We start from the raw sequence: 16,030 nt of genomic DNA on the forward strand, positions 1-16,030 counted from the left end.
TTCCCCCTTTGTTGTCTATGACATTATGACCGTTTCTCCAAAATACCCCTTAACAATAAATCTGTTTGCAACTCAATATACTCATCAAGCGTGTACATTTTGTGCAATGCCCAACGGCGAAACGCCCACATTTGCCCAAGCACAAAAATGTTATGGGCAAACAACTTGATTTCTTGTTCTGTTAATTGAAAAACCCCATTTTGCACACACGTCTGCAAAATTTTTTCAAACATCGCGACCATTTGAAGTTCCTTATTGAGAACATATGGCAATGAATCTTTCGTCAATGATTTGACTTCTTGATACATGACGAGCACTTCGTCTTGCAAGTCGTCAATAACCTTGAAATAACGGGCAATGGCCAGTTTAAAACTTTCGATGGTTCCATGATGGGTGCCAATATCTTTTTCCATCCGTTCGTGCACCTCATCATAAATGCGGTCACACACTAAATACAACACATCTTCTTTTTGGCGGATATACTCATATAAAGTCCCGATGCTAAAACCGGACGCTTTCGCGATTTCCCTTGTTGTCGTGCGATGAAATCCTTTTTGTTTGAAAAGAGCAATCGCTCCTTTAATCATTTCGTTACGCCGCTTCTTTACTAGGCGCTCATCTTTAACAGATGCAGGCACTTCGCGTTTCTTCATATTCATCGCTGTTCGCCCCAATTATTCTTTTGTCAGCATTCGAGAAATAACAAGTCTTTGAATTTCTTGCGTTCCTTCGTAAATTTGTGTAATCTTCGCGTCGCGCATGAACCGTTCCACTGGATAGTCTTTCGTGTATCCGTATCCACCAAAAATTTGCACCGCATCAACCGTTACTTTCATCGCTGTGTCACCAGCAAATAGCTTGGCCATCGCTGATGCTTTTCCATATGGAAGCCCTTCAGATTCTAACCATGCTGCTTGATATGTCAATAAACGCGCCGCTTCAATCGCTGTCGCCATGTCTGCTAACTTAAAGCCAACCCCTTGCTGCTCAATGATCGGCTTGCCGAACTGCACACGTCCTTTTGCATATTCCACGGCAGCATCCAATGCGCCTTGAGCAATACCGACTGCCTGTGCGGCAATACCGTTCCGGCCGCCGTCCAATGTCATCATGGCGATTTTAAATCCTTCCCCTTCCTGTCCAAGAAGGTTCTCTTTTGGAATACGGCAATCTTCAAAAATTAACTCCGTCGTCGGCGACGAACGAATGCCAAGCTTCTTCTCTTTTTTACCGATCGAAAACCCTGGCGTTCCTTTTTCTACGATAAATGCGCTAATGCCTCTATGTTTCTTTTCCGGATCTGTGACAGCGAATACGACATAAATTTCTGCTTCGCCACCGTTCGTAATCCAGACTTTGGAGCCGTTTAAGACATAATGGTCTCCGTCTAATACTGCTCTCGTTTTCATCGAAGATACGTCAGACCCTGCTCCCGGCTCAGAAAGGCCGTAAGCGCCCAATTTTTCTCCCGTCGCTAGCGCACGCAAATATTTTTGTTTTTGTTCCTCGTTGCCAAATTTATAAATCGGCCAGCTCGCGAGGGAAATATGCGCTGACAATGTGACGCCGGTAGAAGCACACACTTTTGAAAGTTCTTCCACCGCAATGACATAGGCTAAATAATCGCTGCCAATACCGCCGTACTCTTCCGGCCAAGGAATACCTGTTAAGCCAAGCTCGGCCATTTTGTTAAAAATCTCGCGATCAAATCGTTCTTCTTCATCGCGTTCTGCTGCGGTCGGCGCGACTTCATTTTTCGCAAAGTCGCGTACCATTTTTCGTATCATTTCATGCTCTTCCGTTAATTGAAAGTTCATCGTCCGCTCCCCCGATCTCTATATAATTTGATCAAAGTGTATTAACTAACTAATAGCAACTACTACTTGCACTTGCTGGACAGTAGTCACCAAACCATTTGATTGCAACCGAGATACTACCTAAATGTAGAAAACCTTTAGTCTAGAATTACTATTCTGAATTCTTCAACGGCACTTGTTGTGTCCTTTATAATTGTTTGCTGATGACTAGGCGCTGAATTTCGCTTGTTCCTTCGTAAATTTCGCAAATTTTTGCGTCGCGGAACAGGCGCTCCACTGGATAATCTTCCGTGTAGCCATTGCCGCCAAAAATTTGTACAGCTTCGATTGCATTCTCCACTGCTGCCCGCGAAGCGAACAATTTGGCCATCGACGCTTCTTTGCCGCAAGGAAGACCGTTTGCGCGCAAGAACGCCGCACGGTACACTAATAGCTTCGCTGCCTCCACTGCTGTAGCCATATCGGCGAGCTTGAACGCCACCCCTTGTTGTTCAGCGATTGGCTTGCCAAATTGAATGCGTTCTTTCGCATAAGCTGTCGCATGTTCAAGCGCCGCTTCTGCGATGCCAAGCGATTGTGCGGCAATACCGATGCGCCCAACATCGAGATTTGCCATCGCAATTTTAAATCCTTGACCTTCTTCGCCTAACAAATTTTCTGCCGGCACTTTGGCATCTTCAAATGAAATTTGTACCGTTCTTGATCCGTGCAAACCCATTTTCTTTTCATCTTTGCCGATGATAAAACCTGGCGTATCTTTTTCAACGATAAATGCCGAAATGCCTCGGCTTCCTTCTTCTTCTGGATTCGTGCGAGCAAACACGATATACGTATCCGCTTCTCCTCCGTTTGTGATAAACACTTTCGAGCCGTTTAAAATATAGTAATCTCCTTGGCGAACCGCTTTTGTTTTTAAGCTTTTCGCATCTGAACCAGCGCTCGGTTCCGTTAAGCAAAACGCTCCTAAATATTCACCGCTCGCCAGTTTCGGCACGTATTTTTTCTTTTGCTCTTCCGTTCCGAAATAAAGAATCGGGTTCGTGCCGACGGATGTGTGCACCGATAAAATAACACCTATCGTCGCGCTCACTTTCGAAAGCTCATGAATCGCGATAATGTACGATGTAAAATCCATCCCAGCGCCGCCGTATTCTTCTGGAATCGTAATTCCCATCAAGCCGAGCTCCGCCATTTTTTTAAGAATTGGGCGCGGAAACTCGCCTTGCTCCATGTGCTCCACGAACGGAGCGATTTCGGTTTCAGCAAACTCTTTCACCATCTTGCGCATCATTTCTTGTTCTTCAGTAAAACGCAAATTCATGTCTGTCACCTTCTTTGCTGTTTTTATTCGTATGTGTAAAATCCTTTTCCAGTTTTACGTCCAAGCCAGCCAGCTTTCACATACTTGCGTAGCAGCGGGCATGGGCGATATTTGTCGTCGCCGAATCCTTCGTGAAGTGTTTCCATAATATAAAGGCACGTATCTAATCCGATAAAATCGGCCAACGTCAATGGCCCCATTGGATGGTTCATGCCGAGCTTCATCACTTCATCGATCGCTTCTTTTGTGGCAACGCCTTCATAAAGCGCGTAAATCGCTTCGTTAATCATCGGCATTAAAATACGGTTCGAAATAAATCCTGGGAAATCGTTCACTTCTACTGGCACTTTGTTAAGTTTATGAGTCATATCTTCAATCGTTTGATATACTTCTTCAGCTGTTGCCAAGCCGCGGATAATTTCCACAAGCTTCATCACAGGAACTGGGTTCATAAAATGCATGCCAATGACTTTTTCTGGTCGTTTCGTTGCTGCGGCAATTTCTGTGATTGGAAGTGAGGATGTGTTTGTTGCTAAAATGGCATGCGGAGGAGCAATTTCATCGAGTTGTGCAAATAGTTTCGTTTTAACCTCCATGTTTTCAACGACCGCTTCAATCACTAAATCTACGTTGCTTGCGTTCTGTAAATCAAGCGAAGGAGTAATTCGATTTAAAATGCCCGCTTTTTCTTCTTCTGTCAATTTTCCTTTCTCAACTTGCCGTGCCAAATTTTTAGAAATCGTCGCAAGTCCGCGGTCCACATATTCTTGCTTTAAATCATGCAAAAACACTTCATATCCTGCCATCGCACATACTTGCGCAATACCTGATCCCATTTGGCCAGCGCCAACTACCATTACTTGTTTAACGTCCATATTTCAATCCCCCATCTATTAATCTTTGAAACTATTTTTTCTCTCCATCATACTTGAACGAGAACGCCGCCACGGCCAGGCGTTCTTCGTTCATTTAAGTAACAGCATCTAGAATTCAATGCTTTGTATAATGTTTTAATGGCTTCTTAGTCCACTTGCACCATAATCGCGTCGCCCTGGCCGCCGCCGCTACAAATCGCCGCAATACCAATACCGCCGCCACGGCGCTTGAGTTCGTGAATCAACGTAATAATGATGCGCGCTCCGCTTGCCCCGATCGGATGGCCCAATGCCACCGCTCCACCGTTTACGTTGACTTTTTCTGGATCCAATCCAGCGATTTTCATACTAGCTAACGCGACAGCGGAAAACGCTTCGTTAATTTCAAACAAATCAATATCCGCCGCCGTTTTGCCCGTTTTTCTTAACAGCTCGTTAATAACAAGCCCTGGAGTTTTCGGAAAATCTTTTGCCTCTACAGCGATCGATGTATGCGCCACAATGGTAGCTAACGGCGTTCTTCCTTCTCTGAGCGCCCGCTCCTCGCTCATCAATACGAGCGCCGCAGCCCCGTCGTTAACCCCCGGAGCGTTGCCGGCTGTAATCGTACCGGCTGGATCAAACACTGGAGCAAGCTTTGCTAATTTATCGAGCGATGTATCTTTGCGCGGTGCTTCATCATGTTCAATGACAAGCGGTTCGCCTTTGCGTTGCGGTATTTCCACTGGCACAATTTCCTCGGCTAACAGCCCTGCCTCAATGGCTGCAATGGCTTTTTGATGGCTGCGATACGCCCAAGCATCTTGCTCTTCGCGCGAAATTTCTAACTCTTTCGCTGTTTCGCCTCCATATATGCCCATGTGAACACCCGTAAAACTGCACGTAAGACCGTCGTAAACCATTAAATCCTTTACTGTCGAGTCCCCCATGCGAAGTCCCCAACGCGCTTTCGGCAACATATATGGCGCGTTGCTCATCGACTCCATGCCTCCAGCTACAATCACTTCACCGTCACCGGCACGAATAATTTGATCTGCTAATGTGACACTACGCATGCCGGAAGCACATACTTTATTAATGGTTTCCGTCCGCACTTCCCAAGGAATGCCGGCATAGCGAGCCGCTTGACGTGAAGGGAGCTGTCCTTGACCTCCTTGAAGTACGGTTCCTAAAATGACTTCATCCACCTGATCGCCACTAATTCCCGCGCGCTGAAGCGCTTCTTTAATGGCAACCCCTCCTAATTGAGCAGCCGTCAATGAGCTAAGGCCGCCGCCAAACTTTCCGAACGGAGTGCGCACCCCGCTTAAAATAACCGTCTTGCCCATCTTCCTCTCCCCCTTGAAATATGCTAATGTTTAAGTTTTTACAGCCTGTATATACATAGAAAACGGTTACAAAATACAGACTGAACGCTCGCTCGATACAATCGATTAGGAGAAAGGTGCACAAATTCGTACACCTTCACCTTATATTATACTAATTATTTTTAAAAATACGAATTATTTATTCAATTTTTTTTTACGATGCGACATCTTTTTGTTGTTCGCTGCCAAACACCGCTTTTTCCAATAATTCGGCAATATCGTAAGTCGCTACTTTCTCTTCGACTTCTTTCGCTTTTGTTCCGTCTGTCAACATCGTTAAGCAATACGGACAGCCGGAGCTGATAACAGTCGGATTGACCGCTAATGCCTGCTCTGTGCGCGCCACGTTAATGCGCGTTCCTGTCGTTTCTTCCATCCACATTAAACCGCCGCCTGCACCGCAACACATGCCTTTTTCGCGGTTGCGCTCCATTTCTACAAGCTTCACGCCCGGGATGGCGCGCAAAATGCTGCGCGGTTGTTCGTATACTTCGTTATAACGTCCGAGGTAACATGAATCATGGAACGTGACCGTTTCGTTGACCTCGTATTTCGGCACTAAGCGTCCTTCCTCTACAAGTTTGGCAAGAAGCTCTGTATGATGGTATACTTCCGCTTCAAAGCCGAAATCTGGATACTCGTTTTTAAATGTGTTGTAGGCATGCGGGTCAATTGTGACAATTTTTTTGACACCCGCTTTTTCAAACTCTGCGATATTGTTGTTCACTAATTCTTGGAATAAAAATTCGTTTCCTAAACGGCGCGGTGTATCGCCTGAGTTTTTCTCTTTGTTTCCTAAGATAGCGAACTTCACGCCGGCTTCGTTCAACAACCGCGCAAATGCCAACGCAATTTTTTGGCTGCGATTATCAAACGCTCCCATAGAACCGACCCAGAATAAATATTCAAATTCTTCGCCGGCTTTCTGCATTTCTTTGACCGTTGGAATATGCACATCCTCGCGCAATTCGCGCCAGTTTTCTTTTTCCTTCCGGTTCAAGCCCCATGGATTTCCTTGACGTTCAATATTGGTCATCGCCCGCTGAGCGTCCGCATTCATTTTTCCTTCTGTCAATACAAGGTAGCGGCGAAGGTCGATGATTTTATCAACATGTTCATTCATAACCGGGCACTGGTCCTCGCAGTTGCGGCATGTTGTACAGGCCCAAATTTCCTCCTCGGTAATCACATCGCCAATTAAACTTGGCATTTCTAGTGCAGCAGCTTGTTCCTGCATGCCTTGTGCCGCGAAGGCAAGTTGATTGCCCCTAGTATTTTTGAAGGCAAACGTCGGCACCCAAGGAGCTTTAGACGTCACAGCGGCCCCTTTTTCAGTTAAATGGTCGCGCAATTTTAAAATTAAATCCATCGGGGAAAGCATCTTGCCCGTTCCCGTCGCTGGACACATATTCGTGCAGCGGCCACATTCTACGCAAGCATATAAATCAATGAGCTGCGTTTGTTTGAAATCCTCAATTTTCCCGACTCCAAACGATTCTTGCGTTTCATCTTCAAAATTAATTTTTTCAAGCTTTGGACGAGACAAACGGCTGAAAAATACGTTCACTGGACCTGCGATTAGATGTGCGTGCTTCGATTGAGGGACGTATACTAGGAAGGTAAGCAAGATCAACAAGTGAACCCACCATGCGAAGTAAAAAAGAACGATTGCTCCTGTTGTTCCTATCCACGAAAAGGCGCCGGCAATCAATGAGGCGACCGGTTCGCTCCATGTTGCTTCTTCAGCATGCCAAACCATGCTCATTCCGTTTCCAAACAATACGGAAAGCATGAGCCCGCCGATAAAAATAAGAACTAATCCTGCTTTAAGATCGCGTTTTAAACGGACAAGTTTCTCAATATAGCGGCGGTAAAACGCCCATAATACCGCGATTAAAATCAGCAAGGTTACAATCTCTTGGAAAAACGTAAATCCCGGGTAAAGCGGGCCTAATGGAAGATGGCCGCCCGGCACAATCCCTTTAATAATAAAGTCGATGGCTCCAAACTGAACGAGAATAAACCCGTAGAAAAAGATCACGTGAATGATGCCGCTTTTTTTGTCTTTCAGCAGCTTTTTCTGTCCAAATACATTAAGCCAAATTTTCTCGAGACGTTCTTTTACTTTTTGGTCGAACTCGACCTTTTTCCCTAGCTTAATGTAGGCAATGCGCGTTTTCACTAAATACGTAAATAAATATACAGCGTAAGCGGTTACAAGCAAAAACGCAAGTAAATTAATGATTAACAAAGCATTCACCTTTTAACTCTCCTTTCCCCCTTGCTTAGATGGAACAATGAAAATATTAACAAGAGAACAAATTTTCAGAATTATACCCCTTTGATTTCATTTTAATAATGAATGAGCATTCAGTCAACAACGTTTTGCTGGTCTAGGTGCTAATTTTTTTCATTTCGGGCACATTAAAATAAAGAACGATGCGGACAGGAGGAAGATACTGTGGTAGCTTTATGGATAATTATCATTTTATTGCTTCTAATTATTCTTGATGAGCAGGCTGGCCGCAAGTGGAGAGTAGCCATCAAAAAAAAGAAATATCCGATACGTCGAAGCGACGCAACGTTATTTACCAATGGAAAGCATTTGTTTGCTGATTACTTTCAAACCATTCAACAAGCGAAACATCACATTCATATTTTGTTCTATATTGTCAAAACGGACGAAATTAGTCAACAATTTTTTTCACTATTAAAACAAAAGGCCCAAGAAGGAGTAGAAGTGCGCCTTCTCGTTGATTGGGTGGGTAGTTTTGGACTACCTAAACAAACGATCCGTTCCTTAGAGAAAAGCGGGGTACACTTCGCTTATAGCCGAAAACCGACATTTCCTTACTTTTTTTATCAACTCAACCGAAGAAACCATCGGAAAATTACTGTAATCGATGGGAAGATTGGCTACATCGGCGGTTTTAACATCGGAAAAGAGTATATAGGCCAAAGTACCGATTTTGGCGATTGGCGCGATTACCATTTAAAAATAAGTGGCGAAGGAGTTAAAGATTTACAAACAGAATTTCTCTATGACTGGGAAGCGGCAACTAGGAAAAAACTAGCGGATCGTAACCGATATTTTCCAACCACAGAGAAAGGCTCCATCAACCATCAATTTATTTCAACAAACGGAGAGGGACTTGCAGACGATTTCATTGATTTAATTGAGCAAGCTAAGCAACAAATTATTATTGGATCCCCCTATTTTATCCCGGGGAAAAAAGTAATGAAGGCCTTGCTGGATGCCCTTGAGCGTCAAGTAGAAGTCACCATTCTCGTTCCGCTAAAAGCGGATCATCCGTTTGTGAAAGAAGCAGCATTTCCGTATTTTTACCGCTTATTAAAAGCAGGCGCCCACATTTATCGTTTCTACCAGGGATTTTATCATGCCAAAACGATCATTATTGATAAAAAAGTGTGTAGTATTGGAACAGCCAACTTCGATAAACGCAGCTTTTTCCTAAATGGAGAGATGAATTGCTTCATTTACGATCATTCTTTTATAAAGCAAATGAAAAATGTGTTGAAGTATGACCTATCCCGGTCTGAGCGGTTAACGCTCGATGTTTGGAAAAAAAGGACGATATGGGAACGGGGAAAAGAATCGCTGTCAAGTCTTCTTTCCGAGTGGCTATAACTTTTTCGGCATATTGAGTAGGCTTAACAAGAATGATTGATGGAAACACAGCTTCTTCCTGCTACTTCAACATTGTTAACAATACAGTACTGATAGTTGCGTACATGCCAATATACATGATCTCAAAAACTTTCCAATAAATTCCGTTACACCGAATAAAAGCAACAAGCCCATTAAGATTCCCCTAATTTATAATGCAGTATTCTTATATCCGAAAGAGAAAACGTTTATCGTCCATTCCTTTTTGTCGATCTATTTTCAACCATTAAAAAAATGTTGGGGATTCTTTCCCCAACATTTTTATTTCCACAATATGCTAATCCATTGAAAAACTTTCATACCTAAGTATACGCCGACGATGCCTGAAATTCCTGCAAGCGCCGGCGGAGCTGGAATCGGCAAGCGAAATAGAGTAAATAAAAAGCCGACAACCATACCGGTCAATAATGATAAAATAATTTCTTTCATCATATTCTCCTCCGTTCTCTTTCGCTGTCGCATTTTTCGACACACATCTACTTCTATCGACAGACCTTTCACATCTTAACATAATTTATTCAAAATGAGGAGCCAAAAAAAAGCGGATATATTTGCATTGGCATAGCACAAATATACCCACTTCTTTTTATTATGTTTGTTTCACTGTTGCTCGCCTAAACAAGACCTTTCAACCATTGCTTACATTTTTTCTGGAGCCGATACGCCAATAAGCGAAAGAGCATTTTGTAGTGTGATTTGCACTGCTTTTACTAAGGCTAAACGTGCTTGGCTTTTCTCAACATTTTCTGGGTCAATGACTTTTTCAGCGTTGTAGAAGCTGTGCAGCGCCGAAGCCAACTCAAAAATATAGTTTGTAATGCGATGCGGCGTGCGCTTCAGTGCTGCTTCCGACACTGCCATTGGGAACTCGCCGAGCTTTTTCAATAACTCAATTTCTTTTTCCGATTGAATATGAGCAAAATCTAATTCTCCTTCATACGACAGCTTTTGCTCCTCGCCTTGGCGGAGAATGCTGCATACGCGCGCGTGAGCATATTGCGCATAATACACTGGGTTTTCATTCGACTGGGAAACTGCCAAATCCATATCGAAGTCTAAATGCGTGTCGCTTGAACGCATCGCAAAGAAGTAACGGGTCGCATCAAGTCCTACCTCTTCCATCAAATCGCGCATCGTCACCGCTTTGCCGGTGCGTTTGCTCATTTTTACTTTTTCTCCGTTTTGGTATAGGCTCACTAGCTGGATAATTTCAACTTCTAATACGTTCGGATCGTAACCAAGTGCCTCGATTGCAGCTCTCATACGCGGAATGTATCCGTGGTGATCCGCTCCCCAGATGTTAATGAGTTTTGTAAACCCGCGCTGCAATTTGTCTTGATGATATGCGATGTCTGGTAACAAATACGTATACGAACCATCTTGCTTGATAAGAACACGATCTTTATCATCGCCAAATGCAGTGGAACGGAACCACGTAGCCCCATCTTGCTCATAAATATGACCTTTTTCACGCAATGCTTGCAGCGCTTTTTCAATTTTGCCGTTATGATATAAAGACGTTTCAGAGTACCAAACATCAAATTTAACACGAAAATCTTGAAGATCTCGTTTGATTTTGTCCATTTCATAGTTTAATCCGTATTCACGGAATAATTGTAGGCGTTCTTGCTCGTCCAATGACACAAACTTATCTCCGTGTTCATCAGCGAGCTGTTTCCCTAATTGAATAATATCATCCCCATAGTAACCGTCTTCCGGCATCTCTTTGTCGATGCCAAGCGCCTGGAAATAGCGAGCTTCAACCGATTTCGCCAAATTGAAAATTTGATTTCCGGCATCGTTAATATAATATTCACGCGTTACTTCAAAACCAGCCTTTTCTAAAATGTTGCATAACGAATCTCCAACAGCAGCTCCGCGGGCATGCCCTAAATGCAAACTTCCTGTCGGGTTTGCAGAAACGAATTCGACTTGTACTTTCTCCCCTTGGCCAACATTTGTTTGACCGTAAGATGCTCCCGCCTTGATAATCATTGGAACCAAGTCAGTTAAGTAGCTATTATTCATGTAAAAGTTAATAAAGCCAGGACCGGCAATTTCAATTTTTTCGATTGATGCTTTTGTTTTATCAAAATGGTTAACAATCTCTTCAGCAATCATGCGTGGTGCTTTTTTTGCAACTCGAGCAAGCTGCATGGCCATATTTGTCGAGTAATCACCATGCGCTTTTTCTCTTGGCACTTCTAAAATTACATTTGGCACTTCATGCTCTGCGGCAAGCCCTGCTTTTACAACCGCTTGCTTAATCTCTTCCTTTAGTTGTTCTTTCACCTGTTCTACAATATTCACGCTGATTCCTCCCTAAATGTGATCGTCACCGCATGGCGACCGACTCGCTCATTTTGCATTTGTAATATGTAAGATAAAAATAATTGCCCTTTTTTCGTTTTTTCATTATAACAATATTCGATATTATTCGTCTTTGTTTTCATTGCCCACGCACCAAATGGGGTTCGGTAATTTCCCTCTGTTTCAGCATTTTTACGAAACACATGCCGCATATGAACTGCTCCCGAACGAAGCACAGTAACCTCATCTTGGGCGATTTTAACAATTGTTTTCACTTTCCCAATCTCTTGGCTTTCTTCAAATGTTAAATAAGATACATCTCCCTTTACGTAGTATAGACCATCCGCTTCAAATACAATAGTCTCTTTTCTATTTCCATCCCTGATATCCGTTACATGCTTCAGACGGATCGGTGTTCCGCTTGTTTTTTCCATAATGGACACACCCTTATTAATAAACATGTTATAGCTTTTAATAAGTATAAGAAAAGGTTTGACTATATTCAAGGGTGCATGAACGAAAGCAGGTACGCTTTTTTCATAAGCATCAATTTTTGTCAATAAGCTGTCGTTCTTCTAACGAAATAAAACACCAAATAAATATATTATAAAGCAAATCCCCGTCTCTCCTAGAGGTTAGAAGACGGGGATTTTGATTATTTCCGTTTTTGCACCCAACCGAGGATCATTTCACGGATGAGCTTGCTCGCAGTGTTTGCTGTTTGTTCCGAATGGTCGTATACAGGAGCTACTTCTACTAAATCGGCGCCGACTACATGTACGTCCGAACGAGCGATTTCATGAATCGCCGCAAGCAACTCTTTTGATGTGATGCCTCCGCAGTCGACCGTTCCCGTTCCTGGTGCATGGGCTGGGTCTAATACGTCGATGTCAATCGTCACATATACAGGGCGGCCTGCAAGTGTCGGAAGCACTTCTTTTAACGGTTCCAACACTTCAAATTTGGCAATATACATGCCATTATCTTTCGCCCACTGAAACTCTTCTTTCATACCAGAGCGAATGCCGAACGAGTACACATTTTGCGGCCCGATTAGCTCCGCGATTTTACGAATCGGTGTCGAGTGAGAAAGCGGCTCACCCTCATAATGTTCACGTAAATCTGTATGCGCGTCCATATGAATGATCGCTAAATCAGGATATTTTTTATATACTGCCTTCATTACTGGCCAAGAAACTAAGTGCTCACCGCCAAGGCCAAGCGGAAACTTACCAGCGGCCAATACACGGTCAACAAACTCTTCGATCATATCTAAGCTTCGCTGCGCGTTGCCAAATGGAAGTGGAATGTCGCCCGCATCGAAATATTTTACTTCGCCTAGCTCACGGTCTAAATATGGACTGTACTCCTCAAGCCCAATCGACACTTCACGAATGCGCGCTGGACCGAAGCGTGAACCCGGACGATAGCTCACCGTCCAGTCCATCGGCATGCCATAAATAACTGCTTCACTGTCTTCAAAGTTTGGATGACTTTTAATAAAGACGTTGCCAGAATACGCCTCATCAAATCGCATACAGAATCCTCCTTATTTCACTAAATCAGCGACAAACTTCGGCAACACGAAGCATGCTTTATGAAGCTCCTTCGTGTAATATTTTGTGTCGATCTCATGGAAGCGCTCGTCCGCTACCGCGAGTGGGTCGTATTTTTTCGAACCCATCGTGAATGTCCACATGCCGCTTGGATATGTTGGAATGTTTGCAATGTAGAGGCGCGTAATTGGGAAAATTTCGCGCACATCGCGTTGTACATTCGTGATTAAATCCGCTTTGAACCACGGGTTGTCCGTTTGCGCTACAAAGATGCCATCTTCCTTCAGCGCCTTGGCGATTCCTGCATAGAAACCTTTTGTAAACAAATTAACAGCTGGACCGACCGGCTCTGTTGAATCAACCATAATCACATCATACTCGTTTTCGCTTTGCGCGATGTGCATAAAGCCGTCATCGACTTTCACTTCCACGCGCGGGTCATCGAGCTGTCCTGCGATTTCTGGAAGATATTTTTTCGAATACTCAATGACTTTCCCATCAATTTCGACAAGCGTCGCTTTTTTCACGCTCGGATGCTTTAATACTTCGCGGATGACTCCACCGTCGCCGCCGCCGACAACAAGAACATTCTCTGGATTTGGATGCGTAAAAAGCGGAACATGCGCGACCATTTCATGGTATACAAACTCGTCTTTTTGCGTTGTCATGACCATGCCGTCTAAAATGAGCATGTTTCCGAACTCTTCCGTTTCCACCATATCGAGCTTTTGGAATTCGGTTTGTTCTGTATGTAAAGTACGTTTAATTCTCGCTGTAATTCCAAAATGTTCCGTCTGCTTTTCTGTAAACCAAAGTTCCATATCGAACACCCTTTCTTTATTAGCGAATGCACGCCATTATTTTTTCCCTTGAAAAGAAAAACCAAACACGAAAAAGTATAGAGCAATCTAGCAAAATTTCAAGTAAAAATTGCTAGAAAAATGTTTAAAATAGGACAAATCTTTTCATACTAATATAAACAACATCGATGAGGTGATAAACGTTGGAAATCATCCCAAGCAGCCGGTTCCGGGGAACGGTTAAATATATTCGCGCGCTTATATTTATTAGCCTCATCCTAGCAATCTTATTCACCGTCTGCATCGCCGCGGTGATTGCGTTTGCCAAACTTGAAGGCGCCCCGCCTTTAGCGGTGCCGCAAACGACCATTTTCTACGCCGATGATGGCACGAAAATCGGTGAAAGCGATAACGGGCAAAAACGGTATTGGGTGAGCTTACACGACATCTCTCCTTCCGTCATTAACGCAACAGTGGCCGTAGAAGATAAAAAGTTTTTTGAACATCACGGTTTTGATATGAAACGGATCGCTGCCGCTATAATCGCCGATGTAAAAGCAATGCGCAAAGTGCAAGGAGCAAGTACAATTACCCAGCAATATGCGCGCAATTTATTTTTAACGTTAGATAAAACGTGGATGAGAAAGCTGCAGGAAGCGTTGTATACTATTCGCTTAGAAGTGAATTACAGTAAAAAAGACATTTTAGAAGGATATTTAAACACGATTTATTACGGACACGGTGTATATGGGATCGAAGCAGCTGCCAATTATTATTTTGGAAAAACAGCAAAAGAGCTTTCACTAGCCGAGGCCAGCATGTTGGCCGGCATTCCGAAAGGGCCTTCCTATTATTCGCCGTTCGTAAATGAAAAAAGAGCAAAAGAGCGGCAAAAAACGGTGTTAATGTCGATGGTGGAAAGCGGCTATATTAGTCAGAAAGAGGCGAAAAAAGCTTATGAAACGCCGCTTGTTTATTCCCGCCATCACGAGGTCGCCAAGGAACAAATCGCCCCATATTACCAAGACATAGTGAAACATGTATTGCGGACAAAATTAGGCATCGATGAACGGACTATCGAAATGGGGGGATTGCGTGTTTATACATCCCTTGATCCGCGCATGCAGGCCATTGCCGAACAGCAAATTCATGATATCATTGACCCAGCTTCTAACATTCAAGTCGCTCTTGTGGCTATGGATCCTCATACCGGTGAAGTGAAGGCGCTTGTTGGCGGACGAGACTATAAAAAAAGCCCTTATAACCGGGCAGTGCAAGCTGAACGGCAGCCGGGTTCGACGTTCAAGCCGTTCCTTTATTATGCTGCGATTCGGCAAGGGTTCACACCATCAACAGAGCTGCGAAGCGAACTAACAACATTTAGATTTGACGATGGATCAACATATACGCCACACAACTATAATAATTACTATGCGAACGATATGATTACACTGGCGCAGGCAATAGCTCTATCCGATAATGTATTTGCCGTGTCAACCCATTTATTTATCGGGGAAGATCAACTTGTTCGGACCGCCAAAAAATTGGGGATTTCAAGCCCATTAAAACAAGTTCCTTCCCTAGCGTTAGGCACATCGCCGGTCAAAGTGATTGACATGGTCAACGCCTATAGCATCCTCGATAACAATGGAAAAAAGGTAGAGCCCGTATTTATTAAAAAAGTGGTTAATCATCGGGGAGAAATTATTTACGAAAATAAACAAAGCCACGAACAAATTTTGGATCGTGACGCGGCCTACGTGACGACCCAGTTAATGACCGGAATGTTCGACCCGAAACTAAACGATTATACAACGGTAACAGGTCAGACTATTTTAAAAGATCTTACCCGCCCTTATGCAGGGAAATCTGGAACAACTGAAACAGACAGTTGGATGATCGGCTATGCGCCGCAGCTTGTGGCAGGTGTTTGGACCGGCTATGACCGCGGAGAAAAAATTACGAAAATGGCGGAAAAGCAATACGCCAAAAGAATTTGGGCCAAATTTATGGAACAAAGCTTGCAAAACGAACCGGTCAAAGCGTTTAAACCGACTAAAGGCGTTGTTGGGGTCTACATCAATCCGGACAATGGGAAGCTAGCTACAAAAGCATGCCCAGTCAAGCGGCTCACATATTATCTTGCTGGCACAGAGCCAACTGAATATTGCACAGATCATCTTCACAACAAAAAGAAAAAGAAACGGCATAAAGACGAAAACGACAGCTGGTTTGAAAAGCTATTTAAGTGGTTTTAGTCAAAAAGAAAACCCTCAAGCACTAGTGCTTGAGGGTT

General features: G+C 43.6%; 13 protein-coding genes. 2 read left to right on the plus strand and 11 right to left on the minus strand.

The features are described 5' to 3' along the window. Positions 1-23 precede the first annotated feature (23 nt). From N667_RS0102220 to N667_RS0102245, 6 genes are all read right to left on the minus strand, one after another. Positions 24-653, minus strand: a complete 630-nt coding sequence (locus N667_RS0102220) for a TetR/AcrR family transcriptional regulator (protein ID WP_027408051.1) — start codon at positions 651-653, stop codon at positions 24-26. Positions 654-674: 21 nt separating this feature from the next. After that, a complete protein-coding gene (locus tag N667_RS0102225; RefSeq protein WP_027408052.1) occupies positions 675-1,817 on the minus strand; it encodes an acyl-CoA dehydrogenase in 1,143 nt (380 codons plus the stop codon). A 187-nt stretch (positions 1,818-2,004) separates the two neighbouring features. Further along, positions 2,005-3,138 (minus strand): acyl-CoA dehydrogenase, encoded by a 1,134-nt coding sequence (locus N667_RS0102230; RefSeq protein ID WP_027408053.1) that lies wholly within the window; start codon positions 3,136-3,138, stop codon positions 2,005-2,007. A 23-nt stretch (positions 3,139-3,161) separates the two neighbouring features. Further along, complete coding sequence (locus N667_RS0102235; protein WP_027408054.1) at positions 3,162-4,013, minus strand: 3-hydroxybutyryl-CoA dehydrogenase; 852 nt, start codon at positions 4,011-4,013, stop codon at positions 3,162-3,164. A 146-nt stretch (positions 4,014-4,159) separates the two neighbouring features. Further along, positions 4,160-5,341, minus strand: coding sequence for an acetyl-CoA C-acetyltransferase (locus N667_RS0102240; protein WP_027408055.1), 1,182 nt, complete (start codon positions 5,339-5,341; stop codon positions 4,160-4,162). Positions 5,342-5,534: 193 nt separating this feature from the next. Beyond that, positions 5,535-7,640: a (Fe-S)-binding protein gene (locus N667_RS0102245; RefSeq protein ID WP_027408056.1), complete on the minus strand. Its 2,106-nt coding sequence runs from the start codon at positions 7,638-7,640 to the stop codon at positions 5,535-5,537. Between the two features lie 201 nt (positions 7,641-7,841). Here N667_RS0102245 and cls point away from each other — a divergent pair, with 201 nt between their 5' ends. Beyond that, positions 7,842-9,029: a cardiolipin synthase gene (cls, locus tag N667_RS0102250; protein WP_027408057.1), complete on the plus strand. Its 1,188-nt coding sequence runs from the start codon at positions 7,842-7,844 to the stop codon at positions 9,027-9,029. A 300-nt stretch (positions 9,030-9,329) separates the two neighbouring features. On the opposite strand, the gene N667_RS18185 is transcribed toward cls, so the two are convergent. The 5 genes from N667_RS18185 to speE form a co-directional block, all read right to left on the minus strand. Continuing rightward, complete coding sequence (locus tag N667_RS18185) at positions 9,330-9,497, minus strand: XapX domain-containing protein (RefSeq protein ID WP_035097789.1); 168 nt, start codon at positions 9,495-9,497, stop codon at positions 9,330-9,332. Between the two features lie 210 nt (positions 9,498-9,707). Further along, positions 9,708-11,378, minus strand: a complete 1,671-nt coding sequence (argS, locus tag N667_RS0102260) for an arginine--tRNA ligase (RefSeq protein ID WP_027408058.1) — start codon at positions 11,376-11,378, stop codon at positions 9,708-9,710. Next, positions 11,375-11,812, minus strand: coding sequence for a DUF1934 domain-containing protein (locus tag N667_RS0102265; RefSeq protein WP_027408059.1), 438 nt, complete (start codon positions 11,810-11,812; stop codon positions 11,375-11,377). Before N667_RS0102265 ends, argS begins: the two co-directional genes overlap by 4 nt. A 221-nt stretch (positions 11,813-12,033) precedes the next feature. Beyond that, on the minus strand, positions 12,034-12,915 hold the full coding sequence (speB, locus tag N667_RS0102270) for an agmatinase (protein WP_027408060.1): 882 nt from the start codon (positions 12,913-12,915) through the stop codon (positions 12,034-12,036). A 12-nt stretch (positions 12,916-12,927) separates the two neighbouring features. After that, positions 12,928-13,755: a polyamine aminopropyltransferase gene (gene speE / locus N667_RS0102275; protein WP_027408061.1), complete on the minus strand. Its 828-nt coding sequence runs from the start codon at positions 13,753-13,755 to the stop codon at positions 12,928-12,930. Between the two features lie 182 nt (positions 13,756-13,937). Here speE and N667_RS0102280 point away from each other — a divergent pair, with 182 nt between their 5' ends. Continuing rightward, complete coding sequence (locus N667_RS0102280) at positions 13,938-15,992, plus strand: transglycosylase domain-containing protein (RefSeq protein WP_027408062.1); 2,055 nt, start codon at positions 13,938-13,940, stop codon at positions 15,990-15,992. Positions 15,993-16,030 lie beyond the last annotated feature (38 nt).

Source organism: Anoxybacillus tepidamans PS2, assembly GCF_000620165.1.
In the GTDB taxonomy this organism is placed as follows: domain Bacteria; phylum Bacillota; class Bacilli; order Bacillales; family Anoxybacillaceae; genus Anoxybacteroides; species Anoxybacteroides tepidamans_A.